Below are 15,218 nucleotides of genomic sequence, written 5' to 3'. Positions count from 1 at the left end.
GGAACCCGCCATCTGGCGGGCTCCCACATGATTCAAAACTCCTGCTGATGCGCCGGCGCGACCGGTTTTTTCGGCTGGAAGGTATAACCCATCTGGCCGGAAAGCACCTTGTTCGCACGCTGGATATCGATGTCCTTCTCCCAGCGGGCGATGGCCACGGTGGCGACACAATTGCCGATCAGGTTGGTCAGCGCGCGGCCGATGCCCATGAACCAGTCCACCGCGAGCACCAACACCAGACCGACCACCGGAATCGCCGGGATCGCCGTCAAGGTTGCCGCCAGAATCACCAGTGCCGATCCGGGAATCCCGTGGGCACCTTTGGAGGTGATCAGCGACACCAGCAAAATGGTCAGCAGGTCAGTCATGGCCAACGGCGTGCCGGTGGCGTTGGCGATGAACACGATGGCCAGGGTCAGGTAGATCGAGAAACCGTCGAGGTTGAACGAGTAACCCGTTGGAATCACCAGCCCCACCGTCGAACTGCCGATGCCCAGATGTTCGAGCTTGCGCATGATTTGTGGCAGCACGGCGTCGGACGAAGCAGTGCCCATGACGATCAGCAACTCTTCGCGCAGGTACTTGAGCAATGGCCACATCTTCAAGCCGGAGAGGCGCATCACCAGGCCGAGAATCAGGGCCACGAAGGCCACACAGGTCAGGTAGAAGAGGCCGACCAGGCTGCCCAGGTGTTGCAGCGAGTCCAGGCCATATTTACTGGTGGTGAAGGCGATCGCACCGAATACACCGATCGGTGCCAGTCGCACGATCATGCCCATGATGCGGAAAATCACGTGGCTGAGTTCATTGATCAGCCGCGAAATACCCGATGCCGCCTCGCCCACCAGATTCAGTGCACTGCCGAACAGCACGGAGAACAGCAGGACCTGCAGGATGTTGTTATCGGCAAAGGCACCGATCACCGACGTCGGGATCAGGTCCATCAGGAACTGTGTGGTGGTGTGCATGTGCTGGCCGCGCTGGGCAATGTCGCCCATGTCGGCTGCGGAAAGCTGCTCCAGGTGAATGTTCGCGCCGCTGCCGATGCCGGTGCTGAAGGCGAACACCAGACCGATCACCAGGGCGATGGTGGTCAGCACTTCAAAGTAGATCACCGATTTGAGGCCGATACGGCCGACCTTCTTCAGGTCGCCGGCACCGCTGATGCCGCTGACCACTACGCAAAACACAATCAAGCCAATGAGCATTTTGATCAGCTTGATAAAACCGTCACCGAGCGGTTTGAGCTGAGCGGAGTATTCGGGAAGGGTCAGCCCACAGACGATGCCGAGCACCAGTCCGAGAACCACTTGGAGGAAGATTGAACGCGAGCACCATCTGAGCATGGGAGGAATCCTGGTCGGCGTCCTGGCTGCCGTGTGCGGAGCACATCAGATTCAGGACTTAATTATTGTGGTCTTACCGGTATGTCCAGTGCAGGCTCAGTCTATGGTGTGTTTTTGGCTATCCGCAAGCAAAAAAACGAAAATTGGCATGACCGGTCTTACCAGTTGTTCGCCGGGCCCCGATCTTGAGCGGTTTTGCGAACAAAAAAAATCGGCAATGGATGCCGATTTTTTTGTCCGGGGTGCTCCACCTGATGTCAGCCTCATGGGTTTACTTTCAAGGTGTTTTTCAGGACTTTGTATGAGGTGCTTTTCTTTCAAGAATGCTCAGAATGAAAGTTATTTTTGAGCGTTCCTCCGTGCGGGCAAGGTAAACATATGGCGAGCCTCTAAAAGTTTGGCCGCCCACATATTTATTATCTTCAGTTACAAGCGAAACAGGTATGTGAGTGGGAGTAATATTATCCAGGGTTATCGGTCTGTTTTTGTGGTCAATAAGGGTGAAGGTTGTCGGATCGTCATCGTCTGAATCTACCGCGCCCAAAACATTAAGCCAACTTTCGCTTATAAGCTTGTTGTAATACTCTCCCGAGTTTTTTATGGACAGTACATAGCCATTGGCCGTGTACCGAAAATGCAGCTTCAGTGGGTGGACCGAACCGCCTTGCTCGTTGGGGCGGATGCCGAGCAGGCGAGAGTGATCAAGGGTTTGCGGTTTGCCGGTAAAGAATCCTCCGCTGAACATATGTACAGTGGCCAGTGCCGGTTTTTCATGAAGCAGTTCAAGAAAGTTAAGTTTGTGATCGAACATTCTAAGCGTAGCGATAAAGGACTTTTCAATAGAGTTGCTCATTATGAAGCCTGCTATTTGAGTGTGAAGGGTTGTGCTTTGATGCAGGGTTCAGATTAAGCATTTTTGATAGTGTTTTGGTGTTGTGTGTGTTGCAGGAAGTTGGAGGTGGAAGTGTCTGGTGATGAACTTTGATCGCTGGTAACAACGGTTGTCGATTTGTTGGTTCGCACTGTTTGTAAATGTCGCAAGCAAAAAAAACCGGCCATCTCTGGCCGGTTTCTTATGACTGCGGTTTAGCGGGGCTGATTAAGCACCGTATACCGGCAGCTTCTTGCAGATAGCCTTGACCTTCTCACGAACGGTATCGATCACCGCTTCGTTGTTCAGGTCAGCCAGGATGTCGCAGATCCAGCCGGCCAGTTCCTTGCACTCAGCTTCCTTGAAGCCACGAGTGGTCACAGCCGGGGTGCCGAAGCGCAGGCCGGAGGTGACGAACGGGGAGCGTGGGTCGTTTGGCACGGAGTTCTTGTTCACGGTGATGAACGCTTTGCCCAGAGCGGCATCGGCGTCTTTACCGGAAATTTCCTGCTTGATCAGCGACAGCAGGAACAGGTGGTTCTGAGTACCGCCCGACACTACGTCGAAGCCGCGCTCGATGAACACGCCGGCCATGGCCTGGGCGTTCTTCACCACTTGTTGCTGGTAAGCCTTGAACTCAGGCTGCAGCGCTTCCTTGAAGCAGATCGCCTTGGCCGCGATCACGTGCTCCAGTGGACCGCCCTGGGCGCCCGGGAATACCGCGGAGTTCAGCTTCTTCTCGATGTCGGCGTTGGCGCGAGCCAGGATCAGGCCGCCACGTGGACCACGCAGGGTCTTGTGGGTGGTGGTGGTCACCACGTCAGCGAATGGAACCGGGTTCGGGTAGACGCCAGCGGCAACCAGGCCGGCCACGTGGGCCATGTCGACGAACAGGTAGGCACCTACCTTGTCGGCGATTGCACGGAAGCGAGGGAAGTCGAGGATCTGCGAATAGGCAGAGAAACCGGCCACGATCATTTTTGGCTTGTGCTCAACGGCCAGGCGTTCGACTTCGTCGTAGTCGATCAGACCGTTGGCGTCGATGCCGTACTGGATGGCGTTGTACAGCTTGCCGGAGGACGAAACGCTGGCACCGTGAGTCAGGTGACCACCGTGGGCCAGGCTCATGCCCAGGATGGTGTCGCCGGCCGACAGCAGGGCCAGGTAAACGGCGCTGTTGGCTTGCGAGCCTGCGTGCGGCTGAACGTTGGCGTAGTCGGCGCCGAACAGCTCTTTGGCGCGGTCGATAGCCAGCTGCTCGACGATGTCTACGTACTCGCAACCACCGTAGTAGCGCTTGCCCGGGTAACCTTCGGCGTACTTGTTGGTCAGTACCGAGCCTTGAGCTTCCATCACCGCAGGGCTGGTGTAGTTTTCCGAAGCGATCAGCTCAATGTGCTCTTCCTGGCGCTGAGCTTCTTGCTCCATGGCGGCAAAGAGATCGGCGTCGTACTTGGCAATAGTCAAATCACGGCTGAACATGGCGGTCCTCAAGGATCGGGGGCGGAAAAGGGGGGCATTCTAACCTAATGGGTTTTAGATGGCATATGAAACGGCATCATGTCGCAGACAAGTGGTGTTCATGCGGGGATTAGCGGTGATCGTGCCGGCCTCTTCGCGAGCAAGCCCGCTCCCACAGGGCTCTCGGGTGTACACAAAGTGTGCGAACACTGTAGATCCACTGTGGGAGCGAGCTTGCTCGCGATGAGGCCAGTTGCCGCGCCGCAAATCTCAATCGAACATGAACAGGGCATCATTGCTGAACTGCCCTTCGAACCGGCCCGCCGGCATCGGCCGACCGAACAGATAACCCTGTACCTCGTCGCAACCGTGCTCCCTCAGGAAATCCAGCTGCTCATGGGTCTCCACGCCTTCGGCGATCACCGCCAGGTTGAGGCTGTGGGCCATGGCAATGATTGCCCGGGCAATTTGTGCATCCTGCTCGCCGCTGGGCAGGCCATCGACAAAGGTGCGGTCGATCTTCAGAACGTCGATCGGGAACTGCTTGAGGTAGTTGAGCGATGAGTAACCGGTACCGAAATCGTCGACCGCAATGCTCAGGCCGAGGTTTTTCAGGCCGTCGAGGATCTGCATCGCCTCGCTGACTTCGCGCATCAGGATACTTTCGGTCAGTTCCAGTTCCAGGCACGCCGGCGGCAGGCCGGTTTCCTTGAGGATGGTGGCGATACGCGTACCGAGCTGGCCGTCGGAGAACTGTCGCGCCGAGATGTTCACCGACACCTTCGGCACCCGTACCCTGGCCTGATGCCAGGCCTTGAGTTGACGGCAGGCTTCGCTGATCACCCAGTCGCCGACATCCACCACCAGCCCGAGCTCTTCTAGCACCGGAATGAAATCCCCCGGCGGCACCAGCCCGCGGCGTGGATGACGCCAGCGCAACAGTGCCTCGGCACCGGTCAGGCGCTTGCCGTCACCGCTGAACTGCGGCTGGTAATACAGCACGAATTCGTTCTGTTCCAGGGCATGGCGCAAGTCGCTTTCCAGCTCCAGACGTTCCAGCGCGCTGGCGTTCATGTCCGCCTGATAGAACTGGAAGTTGTTCTTGCCACGCTCCTTGGCGTGGTACATCGCAGTGTCGGCATTCTTCATCAACTGGCTGAGTTCGTTGCCGTCCTGCGGACTCAGGGCGATGCCGATACTGGCCGTGACGAAGAACTCGCGGCCTTCGAGCACGAATGGTTTCACCAGGCTGGCGAGAATCTGTTCGGCCACATGGATCGCCCGGTTCAGGGCGATTTCACGGTTGGCTCGCGGTTGCAGGAGCAAGGTGAATTCGTCACCGCCCATGCGCGCCACGGTGTCGTCATCGTCGACGCAACCGAGCAGGCGCGTGGCCATTTCCTTGAGCATGCGGTCGCCGGCGGCGTGGCCCAGGGAGTCGTTGATCGGCTTGAAACGGTCGAGGTCGAGGAACATCAGCACCACCCACGACTTCTGCCGTTCGGCCGATTGCAGTGCCGTGTGCAGGCGATCCTGGAACAGTGAACGGTTGGGCAGGTGGGTCAGGGCGTCGTAGTAGGCGAGGCGATGAATCCGTTGCTCGCTGGCCTTGCGCTCGCTGATGTCGCTGAAGAAACACACATAACTGGCCAGGTCGCCTTCGTCGTCGAGTACGGCGGTGATCCCGACCCAGGCCGGGTAGTGCTCGCCGTTGCGACGCTTGAGCCAGACTTCGCCTTCCCAGGTGCTGTGCTGGCCCAATTGCTTGAGCACGTAACGCAGATGGGCTTCTTGCTGGTCGTCGACGGTCAGCATGTTCGGCAGTTGGTCGAGGACCTGCTCCACGGCGTAACCGCTGACACGACTGAAGGCTTCGTTGGCCTGGACGATGTAGCCGGCCGGGTCGGTGATCAGGATCGCCGAGGTCGAGTGTTCGAATACCGTGGCGGCCATGCGCAGATCTTTTTCGGCCCGGCGTTGCTGACTGATGTCGCGGCCGACGCCGAGCACGCCTTCGAACGTACCGTGTTCGTCCCAGACCAATACCAGGCGCAGTTCGATCGGGATCTTGCGCCCGTCGGCCCGCAGGCAGTCGAACAGGAACAGTTGGGTTTGCACCTGGCTGCGCAACAGCGCCAGTTGGTCCGGTTGATCCAGCGCTTTGCTGACCCGGTCCATCAGGTGGTAGATGCCGGTCAGCTGTTGCGGGTTGGCGATGGTCGATTGCCAGCCATTCTGGAAAATCCACTCGGCGTCGTAGCCCAGCACTGCTAGTACCGAAGGGCTGACGTAATTGAGGTTAAGGCGGCTGTCGGTGGAGAAGATCACGTCGCTGATGCTTTCGGCAAGCATGCGGTAGCGCTGCTCGCTGTCGCGCAGCGATTCGCTGGCTTCGATCTGGTCGGTGATGTCCTTGGCTACACCGATGATCCGCGTGACCTGGTCGTCCTTGTCCCGCGCCAGTGCCTGCTCGCGAATCTCGAAGCGTCGCCACTGGCCGTCCCGATGGCGGAAACGCAACTGGCACTGCATCAACTGGCGATAACCGGCCTGGCGCTGGATCTGGCGAGAGCGGTGGTAATAGTCGGCGTCTTCGGGATGCAGGAGGATTTCCCAGAAGTATTCGCCCATCTGGTGCAGTTCGGTGCGGTTGTAACCCAGGGTCTGGCCCAGATGGTGGTTGCTGTAGATCATGCGCTGGCTGATCACATCCTGCACATACAGATGATCCGGCACGGTGCGCACCACATCCGACCAGAACCCTTCGCGCTCCTGCAGCGACAGCTCGATGAGCTTGCGACTGGTGATGTCAGTGATGCTCAGGATCACTGCATTATAGTCGTCCGGGGTTTGCGGCAGGCACAGCACCAGCCACAGGTGCTGGACGCGGCCGCTGGCGTCCTGCAGCTTGATTTCCAGCTCAAGCTGTTGCTGTTGGTTGAGCATCGCGTCGAGCATCTGGTTGCCGATGGCGGTGCCGTCCTGCGGATTACCGTCGATCAGCAGTTTCCAGGCTTGGTCGGCGCTATCGACATTAAGCAGTTGCAACGCCACCTGGTTGACCTCGGTGATCCGCAGTTCCTTGAGCAATGGCCGGCGTTGCTCCGGGATCGCCAGCCACGCTTGCAGTTGCTCACTGCCCTGCAGTTGTGCCTTGTCGAAAAAGACCTTGAGCCCGGACATATCGAGGACGCACAAGGCCACGCCGGTGCCTTCGAAAATGTCCTGGTAACGCCGGCGGCCTTCATTCAACTGGCGCTGACGCCGGCGCGTGTTCAGCAAGGCGAGGAACGGCAGCATGGAAAACGCCAGGCCCAGCAGACATTTGCCGATGAACGCCGGCAGCAGCTCTTCCAGCACGCGCTGACGGTCGAACAGGCCGCGCAATTGCCAATCGCTGCTGCTCAGCGGAACCGTCAGCACGCTGTTGGCGACATCGTCCTCGGTCAGCGTGCCCGGATTGACCGAGGGCAGCGCTTCGTCGCGACTGATGATCTGATGGTTGATGCGGTTCTCCACCAGCCACAACGGGCGGCCGCCGGCCTCGCGTTGCTTGGTCAGGGACGAAAAGAAGGTGGGCGTCAGGCGCAGGACCCAATAGCCTCGGGAACTGCCGCTGGCCTGATGCAACAGTAAATGCACAACGGAACCGTCGGTGGCGTTGCTGAAGTAGTGCGCCTGGGCGTGGCTGCGGCGTACCAGTTCACCCAGGTAGTTGTTGTCATCGCTGTCGGGAGCGCTGTCACTGATGACTCTTCCCGAGGGGCTGAGCAACGCCAGGCTGCGCAGATCAGGCAGTGACTGTTGCAGCTTGCGCAACAGGGCCTGCAGTTCATTGGCGCCTTGCGGTTGCTCGACGATCGGCAACAGGTTGAGGGCGATCTGCGCGTTGAGCGTCATGTTCAGGCTGACCTGCGCGGCCAGATCGGCGGTGTAGTCGATGGTGTACTGACGCTGGTTCTTCTGGGTTTCGCGCAACTGGTCGAGCAACTGCCAGAACAGCAGGGCCAGCAGCAATAATACGAGTGTCGCCAAGGTGCCCTTCAAAGTCCCGCGCAGGGGGGAGCCGAGCACTGTGGCCGGCGCACTGGAAATCGGAGGCGGAGGGGCAATGGACAAGCTGTAATCCTGCGGTTTGGCTGGACTGGCGCGACATGCACTATAAGCCGGACGCCCGAAGGGCGGCTAGCATGCCTTGAGTTGTGGCGAAGTGCCAGCCCCTGTCCGTCGGCTGGACTGCCACCGGTCATTAAGGTAGCTTTGCGGGTTACGCGGGAGCGTTCCAGCTCCTAGACTCAGACTTTTTTCAGCGCGCACGTCTTGATCTCCTCAAGCGGGCGACGCGCACAGTCTGGCCGGGCATTGCCTGCGCTCCAATCATTCATCAGTCACTGACCCTAGGTTCTCCATGGCTCAATACGTATTCACCATGCATCGGCTGGGCAAAGTTGTTCCGCCGAAGCGGGAAATCCTGAAAAACATTTCTCTGTCGTTCTTCCCCGGCGCCAAGATCGGCGTGCTCGGCCTCAACGGTTCGGGTAAATCCACGCTGCTGAAAATCATGGCTGGCGTCGACACCGAGTTCGAGGGCGAAGCCCGTCCGATGCCGGAGCTGAACATCGGCTACCTGCCCCAGGAACCACAACTGGATCCGACCAAGACCGTGCGTGAAGTGGTCGAGGAAGCGGTCAGCGTGATCAAGGACGCCCAGGCACGCCTGGACGAGGTCTACGCCGCCTACGCCGATCCGGATGCCGACTTCGACAAGCTGGCTGCCGAACAGGCCAAGCTCGAAGCGATCCTGCAGGCCAGCGACGGCCATAACCTGGAGCGTCAGCTGGAAGTCGCCGCCGATGCACTGCGTCTGCCTGCGTGGGATGCCAAGGTTGAAGTCCTCTCCGGTGGTGAAAAACGCCGTGTGGCGCTGTGCCGTCTGCTGCTGTCGGCACCGGACATGCTGCTGCTCGACGAACCGACCAACCACCTGGACGCCGATTCCGTCGCCTGGCTGGAGCACTTCCTGCACGACTTCCCGGGCACCGTGGTCGCGATCACGCACGACCGTTACTTCCTGGACAACGTTGCCGGCTGGATTCTGGAACTCGACCGCGGCGCGGGCATTCCTTACGAGGGTAACTATTCGGGTTGGCTGGAAGCCAAGTCCGATCGTCTGGCTGCCGAATCCAAGCAGCAGTCGGCTCACGAAAAAGCCATGAAGGAAGAACTGGAGTGGGTGCGCAAAGGCGCCAAGGCCCGCCAGTCGAAATCCAAGGCTCGTCTGCAACGCTTCGAAGAAATGCAGTCGCAGGAATTCCAGAAGCGCAGCGAAACCAACGAGATCTACATCCCGGCCGGTCCACGCCTGGGCGACAAGGTCATCGAATTCAAGAACGTCACCAAGGGCTATGGCGATCGCGTGCTGATCGACAACCTGTCGTTCTCCATGCCTAAAGGTGCCATCGTCGGCGTGATCGGCGGTAACGGTGCCGGTAAGTCGACCCTGTTCCGCATGCTGATGGGCAAGGAAACGCCGGATTCGGGCAGCATCGAAGTCGGTGAAACCGTGCAGCTGGCTTGTGTGGATCAGAGCCGTGAGGACCTGGACGGCAGCAAGACCGTGTTCCAGCAGATCTCCGACGGTTCCGACCAGATCCGCATCGGCAACTACGAGATCCCGTCGCGTACCTATGTCGGTCGCTTCAACTTCAAGGGCGGCGATCAGCAGAAGTTCGTCAAGGACCTGTCCGGTGGTGAGCGCGGTCGCTTGCACCTGGCCCTGACCCTGAAAGAGGGCGGCAACGTCCTGCTGCTCGACGAACCGTCCAACGACCTCGACGTCGAAACCCTGCGCTCCCTGGAAGAGGCCTTGCTGGACTTCCCGGGCGCCGCCATTGTGATCTCCCACGACCGGTGGTTCCTTGACCGCGTCGCGACGCACATCCTGGCGTACGAAGACGACTCGCAAGCGGTGTTCTTCGAAGGTAACTACAGCGAATACGAAGCTGATCGCAAAAAGCGTCTCGGCGAAGCAGCTGCCCAGCCGCATCGTGTACGTCACAAGAAACTGGCCTGATTTCGGGTTGGTTGCATAAAGAGCGGAGCCTTCGGGCTCCGTTTTTTTTTGCGCGTTTTTTCAGTGATACCGCGGCGCATTCATCGCGAGCAAGCTCGCTCCCACAGGGTTTTGTGAAGGGCCAAATCTCAATTCAGCAGAAGATCCCCTGTGGGAGCGGGCTTGCTCGCGAAGGCGGTGTTACTGATGGTGCATTGCTCGAATGGTGAATCCCTATTCAGGTGCAGAATGAGTCCAAAAAACGGACTTATTTATATCCTGTGCACCATTTAATTTCATGAATGCGACATTCTGCTCTGTTCCTGTGCGTGAATCGTTTGTTACAGTCCGGCTCAATCTCCTCCAACGACAATAAATTTGCCGAGACTTTTCCATGATCGAATCCGTCGAATCCTTCCTTGCGCGCCTGAAAAAACGCGACCCGGACCAACCCGAATTTCACCAGGCTGTCGAAGAAGTCCTGCGTACCCTGTGGCCGTTTCTTGAAGCCAATCCGCATTACCTGACCTCCGGCATCCTGGAGCGCATCTGCGAGCCGGAGCGGGCGGTGGTGTTTCGCGTGTCGTGGGTCGACGATCAGGGCAAGGTCCAGGTCAATCGTGGTTTCCGCATCCAGATGAACAGCGCGATCGGCCCGTACAAGGGGGGCCTGCGTTTCCACCCGTCGGTGAACATGGGCGTCCTGAAATTCCTCGCGTTCGAGCAAACCTTCAAAAACTCCCTGACCTCGCTGCCCATGGGCGGCGGCAAGGGTGGGTCGGACTTTGATCCGAAAGGTAAAAGTGATGCGGAAGTCATGCGCTTCTGCCAGGCCTTCATGAGCGAGCTGTACCGCCACATCGGCGCCGACGTTGACGTACCGGCCGGTGATATCGGTGTCGGCGCGCGGGAAATCGGTTTCCTGTTCGGCCAGTACAAGCGCCTGAGCAACCAGTTCACAAGCGTGCTGACCGGCAAAGGCCCAAGTTACGGCGGCAGCCTGATTCGCCCGGAAGCCACCGGTTTCGGTTGCGTGTACTTCGCCGAAGAAATGCTCAAGCGTCGCGGCCTGGCCGTGGAAGGTAAACGCGTAGCGATCTCCGGCTCCGGCAACGTCGCGCAATACGCGGCGCGCAAGGTCATGGACCTGGGCGGTAAAGTGATTTCGCTGTCCGACTCCGAAGGCACGCTGTATTGCGAAAGCGGTTTGACCGAGGAGCAATGGCTGGCGGTGCTGGAACTGAAGAACGTACAGCGCGGGCGTATCCGTGAACTGGCCGGCCGTTTTGGCCTGGAGTTCCGCGCAGGTGAGCTTCCGTGGAGCCTGAGCTGCGACATCGCGCTGCCGTGCGCGACGCAAAACGAACTGGATGCCGAAGCCGCTCGCACCTTGCTGCGCAACGGCTGCATCTGCGTGGCCGAAGGCGCGAACATGCCGACCACCCTTGAGGCGGTGGACCTGTTCATCGAGGCGAACATTCTGTTTGCGCCGGGCAAGGCATCCAACGCCGGCGGCGTGGCGGTGAGCGGGCTGGAAATGTCGCAGAACGCCATGCGCCTGGCGTGGACCGGTGGCGAAGTGGACAGCAAACTGCACGCGATCATGCAGTCGATTCACCACGCTTGCGTGCATTACGGCGAAGAGAATGGCCGGGTCAACTACGTCAAGGGCGCGAACATCGCCGGCTTCGTCAAAGTCGCCGATGCCATGCTGGCCCAAGGCGTCGTCTAAGTCGGTTCGATACGGATCACTTCAATCAGTTGATCCCCGGCGGGGCGCTGCCACAGCACTTCGTCGTTGAGTCGTGCGCCGAGCAGCGCCCGACCCAGCGGTGAGCTCCAATTGATCAGGCCGTGGGCGGCATCGGCCTGATCTTCGCCCACCAGTTGTACCCGGCGTTCGGTGGCGTGTTCATCGGCGTAGGTCACCCAACTGCCGATCTGCACTTTCTCGGTCGAAGTCGCGGCGGGAACCACTTGAGCGCTGCCCAGGCGCTGCTTGAAGTAACGCAAATCACGTTCGAGATCCGCCAGGCGCTGCTTGTCGGCCTGTTCGCCTTTTGCCGATTGTTCGGCGTGCAGGGATTGCAGTTCGGCGACTTTTCCCTGCAACAGGTTCAGGCCTTGCGGTGTGACGTAATTGGTCTGCGCGCTGACCTGCCGTTCGACTGGCTGATCGGCTTGCGCGGCGGCACTATCTTCATTGACGAAGGCACGGCTCATGGAATTCTCCCGGTATAGGATTTGGGCCATGGTCGCAGGCATTTGGTTTCACTGGATGTCTGAAAGCGACTTACGGCGAGTGATAGGCCCGGGCGGCGTCCTGATCCTTCTGCGCATACCACCACATCTCACTCTCCCAAGCCGATACGCGACCCATAGATAAAGTCTAGAAGTGGATTCGTCGGGTGGTTGTGAAAGGTGTGTAGGCGTTTTGACGAATACCACTTAACCCCTGTGGGAGCGGGCTTGCTCGCGAAAGGGGCGTGTCAGCCAGCATCAATGTTGAGTGCTATATCGCATTCGCGAGCAAGCCCGCTCCCACAGGGTAAGTGGTGTGTCAGGTCAGTAGTGATACCACTTCAGCTCAAGTATCACTTCGTTCTCGGCCGTCGCCAAATGGCTGAATTCGCGCCGGGCGCTCAAACGCAGTCCGAGATTGCGGGATATTTCCCATTGCTGATTCAAGCTCAGGCTACGGCGCACCTCGCCATTGGTGAAAAAGTCGCCCTTGGCTTCCAGGCTCAAATTGCCCAGCGGGTTTTTCCACAGCACACCACTGTTGAACCCGGCGGCCGGGGCAATGAAAGCGGCGAAATCGTTGTTGTGCTCGATGCGCACAGTGCCCAGGGCAAATCCGAGCAGGTCATCGCCCAGTTGCCAGGTGCCACCGCCACCGCCGTTGACGTGGCTGACCAGGGTTTGGTCATCGTGCTTGCCCGGCACTCGCTCCAGACCACCGGTGACTTGCCATGACAGCGGTTGCAGCAGCTCGTTACGCGGGGTCAGGGAGCGAATCGTTGCCAGGTCCAGTTGTTGCACTTGCCATTCATTGCTTTCGTACTGGCGCAGTTTCAATTGCAGGATTTCGATCTGCGCACCAAGGGGAAAGCTTTCGTTGTTGTCGTTGAGGTCGTGATAAGCCATGCGCAAGCCGTACTCGCCAAAGGCTTTATCTCCACGGCTGCCGAGGCCGAGCTGCCAGGTGCGGGACTCGTGACCGTCTTCAGGCAGGCCCGGTTGCGGGATATCCAGCTCCGGCGCCGGGTTCTGGTTGATGGCCCGCAGCAGTTCGAAGCTGCGCTGGGCGCGTGCCGGGTCGCGTTCCTGGCCATTGGCGCGGTAACGCTCCAGACGATAGGCCGCATCGATGATCAGCGCCTGACGGTCGCGGGCTTGCGCCTTGAACGCCGGGTCCTGCAATTGTTTCTGATCGGCGCTGACTTTCAGCACCCACTGTTGCTCTTCAGGGTCCAACGGCTCGGCGCGGCTGAGCAACTCGCGCTCCCGGGACGGACGATACTGGATCGATTCCACCAATCCGGCATCTTTCACGGCTTTGACGGTGTCGGTCGGGATGGCGGTGAGTGGGAATTGCTCGGTCAGGCGCAGGCCCGGTCGGGCCACTTGCAGCAGTTCCAGCAAGCGGTATGAGCAGTTTTCGTCGAAGAAGAAATAGTCGAACTTGATCTGCTTCAGCTCCCAGACGTGCTCGACCATGCGCGCGGTTTCCTGTTGGGTCAGGTTCAGGCGGTACTCCCACAGGTCGCGGTTTTCCAGGCTGCGGTATTCCGAGAGCTTTTCCTGATAGGGCACCATCGCGAACAGGCCGGGATAGCCGCCCATCAGGCCTTTCCAGGCATAGATGATGCTGTTGTCCGAGCCCTCGATGTAGGCGCCGAAGTTGATCGCGTAACTGAGCAGCGAAGTCTTGTCGCTCTTCACCTCGGCCTGGTCGATGCGCAACAGGGTATGGCCGAACATCGAGGACGGGCTGTTCAGGTAAGCCGCCGGGAAGATCATCACCGCGCTGTCGGGCGAGACATCCTTGAACCATTGCTTGAACCCGGCGCAGTCCGGCGTCGGCAGTCCGGCCAGGCCGAGTTGGTCTTTCAGCCAGCGGGTGCGGGCCGGGTAGACGCATTGAGCGTGTGTTTCACCGGCACTGGCCGGGGCGTACAAGGCTTGTACAGTCGCCGCCAGTTCATGGTCCGGATGTTCATTGCCGTCAGCGGCGAGGAAGAACTTGCGGTCACTGACATAGCTGCGCCAGCCGCCGAGCTTGGCGGTTTCGTAATGGCCCAGGGATATCCAGAAAGGGTCGTTGGCCAGTTGCTGCAAACGTTGTGGTTCGATGTGAGGCGCGGCGGATAGCGGGGCGCAGACACACAGCGCCAGCCAGGCAAGGCGTTTGAGCATAGAAGGCAACTTAAACAGGAAAAAATAAAGACCCAACGAGGTGGATGCCGTTTGCCTGTAGGCGCTGGCTTGCCAGCGATGGTTTCAAAGGCGCTGTGTTTATCCAGTAAACACGCGTGATCGTTAACGACCATCGCTGGCAAGCCAGCTCCTACAGTCAGCGACATTACCCAAAGAGGGGCAGGTCCAAAAAACAAAACCCGCTTCCCGAAAGAAGCGGGGCGGGTCGAGCTTAAGCCTGAGTCGCGTACTTGGCCAGACGAGGGTCGGCTTTGAGCACGGCCAGGGTATTGGTATGCACGTCTTCTGCGGTCACGTCAGCCTTGCTGAAGATCTGCTGGAAGTGCTCGTGAGTGACGGCAGCGAAGTGCGCACGGTCTTCCGGCGCCACGCCCAGTACCACGGCATAGGTGGTCAGCGCTTCGCCCTGACCCTTGGCCATGTCTTCGGACAGCTCGTTCATCATGCCATTCATGGCAAACCAGGATTTGCCGCCATAGGTCAGCGACGCATTGGTTGCGCAACCGTTGGTGCCGGAGGTCATGCCGAAGGTTGCGTTGCCGGAGGTGCCGTTGGTGGTGGATGCCAGGAAGTGAGCTGGAGTACCACGCTGGCCTTCGAACAGCATGTTGCCCCAACCGCAATCCGGACCGCCAGGCGCTTGCGCCATGGCATTGATGGATACAGCGGTGAAGAGAGTACCAAGAAGAATCCGTTTCATAGCTTTGTTCTCTTTGTGTGCGTACCAATAGACAAGGGAGTCTGGCCCCGGCTCTGCATGCAAACTGCCTGCGCGACGATCATGCTGCGTTGAAAGCAGGCTCGGAATGCTCATGTAGGCCCCTACACTCCGCGTCCTCGCCTGCTTTCGCCTTGCCTGATCGCCGCTCGGCGAGTTTTCCTGCAGACCCTTCCGGTGCCAGTGGGCCGGTCATTAGTCCAGCCGCGCAGTTTGGAGTTTAGGCACGATCACAGGGTTCCGTGATTTTTTGCAAAACATTCATGGAAAACGGCGGCGCAAGCCCGGCCCGCCTGGGGTTGGCCGGTTGACGGTGATCAGGCCTGCGGC

Annotated in this window: 9 protein-coding genes; 2 read left to right on the top strand and 7 right to left on the bottom strand. The window is 59.2% G+C overall.

Features of this window, described 5'->3' with window-relative positions:
• Positions 1–32 precede the first annotated feature (32 nt).
• The 4 genes from KGB29_RS13130 to KGB29_RS13115 all read right to left on the bottom strand — a co-directional run bounded on the left by KGB29_RS13130 (position 33) and on the right by KGB29_RS13115 (position 7,797).
• Entirely contained in the window at positions 33–1,346 is a 1,314-nt protein-coding gene (locus KGB29_RS13130; RefSeq protein WP_057713223.1) for a C4-dicarboxylate transporter DctA, read from the bottom strand.
• Positions 1,347–1,635: 289 nt separating this feature from the next.
• Complete coding sequence (locus KGB29_RS13125; protein WP_223508117.1) at positions 1,636–2,199, bottom strand: hypothetical protein; 564 nt, start codon at positions 2,197–2,199, stop codon at positions 1,636–1,638.
• A 246-nt stretch (positions 2,200–2,445) separates the two neighbouring features.
• Positions 2,446–3,699: a serine hydroxymethyltransferase gene (glyA, locus tag KGB29_RS13120; protein WP_150813496.1), complete on the bottom strand. Its 1,254-nt coding sequence runs from the start codon at positions 3,697–3,699 to the stop codon at positions 2,446–2,448.
• Positions 3,700–3,948: 249 nt separating this feature from the next.
• Positions 3,949–7,797, bottom strand: a complete 3,849-nt coding sequence (locus KGB29_RS13115; RefSeq protein ID WP_150813495.1) for an EAL domain-containing protein — start codon at positions 7,795–7,797, stop codon at positions 3,949–3,951.
• A gap of 289 nt (positions 7,798–8,086) precedes the next feature.
• Between KGB29_RS13115 and ettA the strand changes: the two genes are divergently transcribed.
• Together ettA and gdhA are read left to right on the top strand one after the other, a co-directional pair.
• A complete protein-coding gene (gene ettA / locus KGB29_RS13110; RefSeq protein ID WP_090451500.1) occupies positions 8,087–9,751 on the top strand; it encodes an energy-dependent translational throttle protein EttA in 1,665 nt (554 codons plus the stop codon).
• 373 nt (positions 9,752–10,124) lie between these two features.
• Positions 10,125–11,462: an NADP-specific glutamate dehydrogenase gene (gene gdhA, locus KGB29_RS13105; RefSeq protein WP_102672636.1), complete on the top strand. Its 1,338-nt coding sequence runs from the start codon at positions 10,125–10,127 to the stop codon at positions 11,460–11,462.
• Here the strand turns inward: gdhA and KGB29_RS13100 are convergent.
• The 3 genes from KGB29_RS13100 to KGB29_RS13090 all read right to left on the bottom strand — a co-directional run bounded on the left by KGB29_RS13100 (position 11,459) and on the right by KGB29_RS13090 (position 14,870).
• The gene (locus tag KGB29_RS13100) at positions 11,459–11,953 is read right to left on the bottom strand and encodes a GreA/GreB family elongation factor (RefSeq protein WP_057713229.1); all 495 of its coding nucleotides are present in this window, start codon (positions 11,951–11,953) and stop codon (positions 11,459–11,461) included. The two genes, gdhA and KGB29_RS13100, sit on opposite strands and share 4 nt — an antisense overlap.
• Positions 11,954–12,295: 342 nt before the next feature.
• A complete protein-coding gene (locus KGB29_RS13095) occupies positions 12,296–14,149 on the bottom strand; it encodes a DUF4105 domain-containing protein (RefSeq protein WP_150813494.1) in 1,854 nt (617 codons plus the stop codon).
• Between the two features lie 232 nt (positions 14,150–14,381).
• Complete coding sequence (locus KGB29_RS13090) at positions 14,382–14,870, bottom strand: DUF3015 domain-containing protein (protein ID WP_007970900.1); 489 nt, start codon at positions 14,868–14,870, stop codon at positions 14,382–14,384.
• Between the last annotated feature and the right edge of the window lie 348 nt (positions 14,871–15,218).

This window comes from Pseudomonas sp. BF-B-30 (assembly GCF_019956305.1).
Taxonomy (GTDB): domain Bacteria; phylum Pseudomonadota; class Gammaproteobacteria; order Pseudomonadales; family Pseudomonadaceae; genus Aquipseudomonas; species Aquipseudomonas jessenii.
Note: the sequence above shows the minus strand (reverse complement) of the source record. Positions and strands in the feature narration are given on the sequence as shown.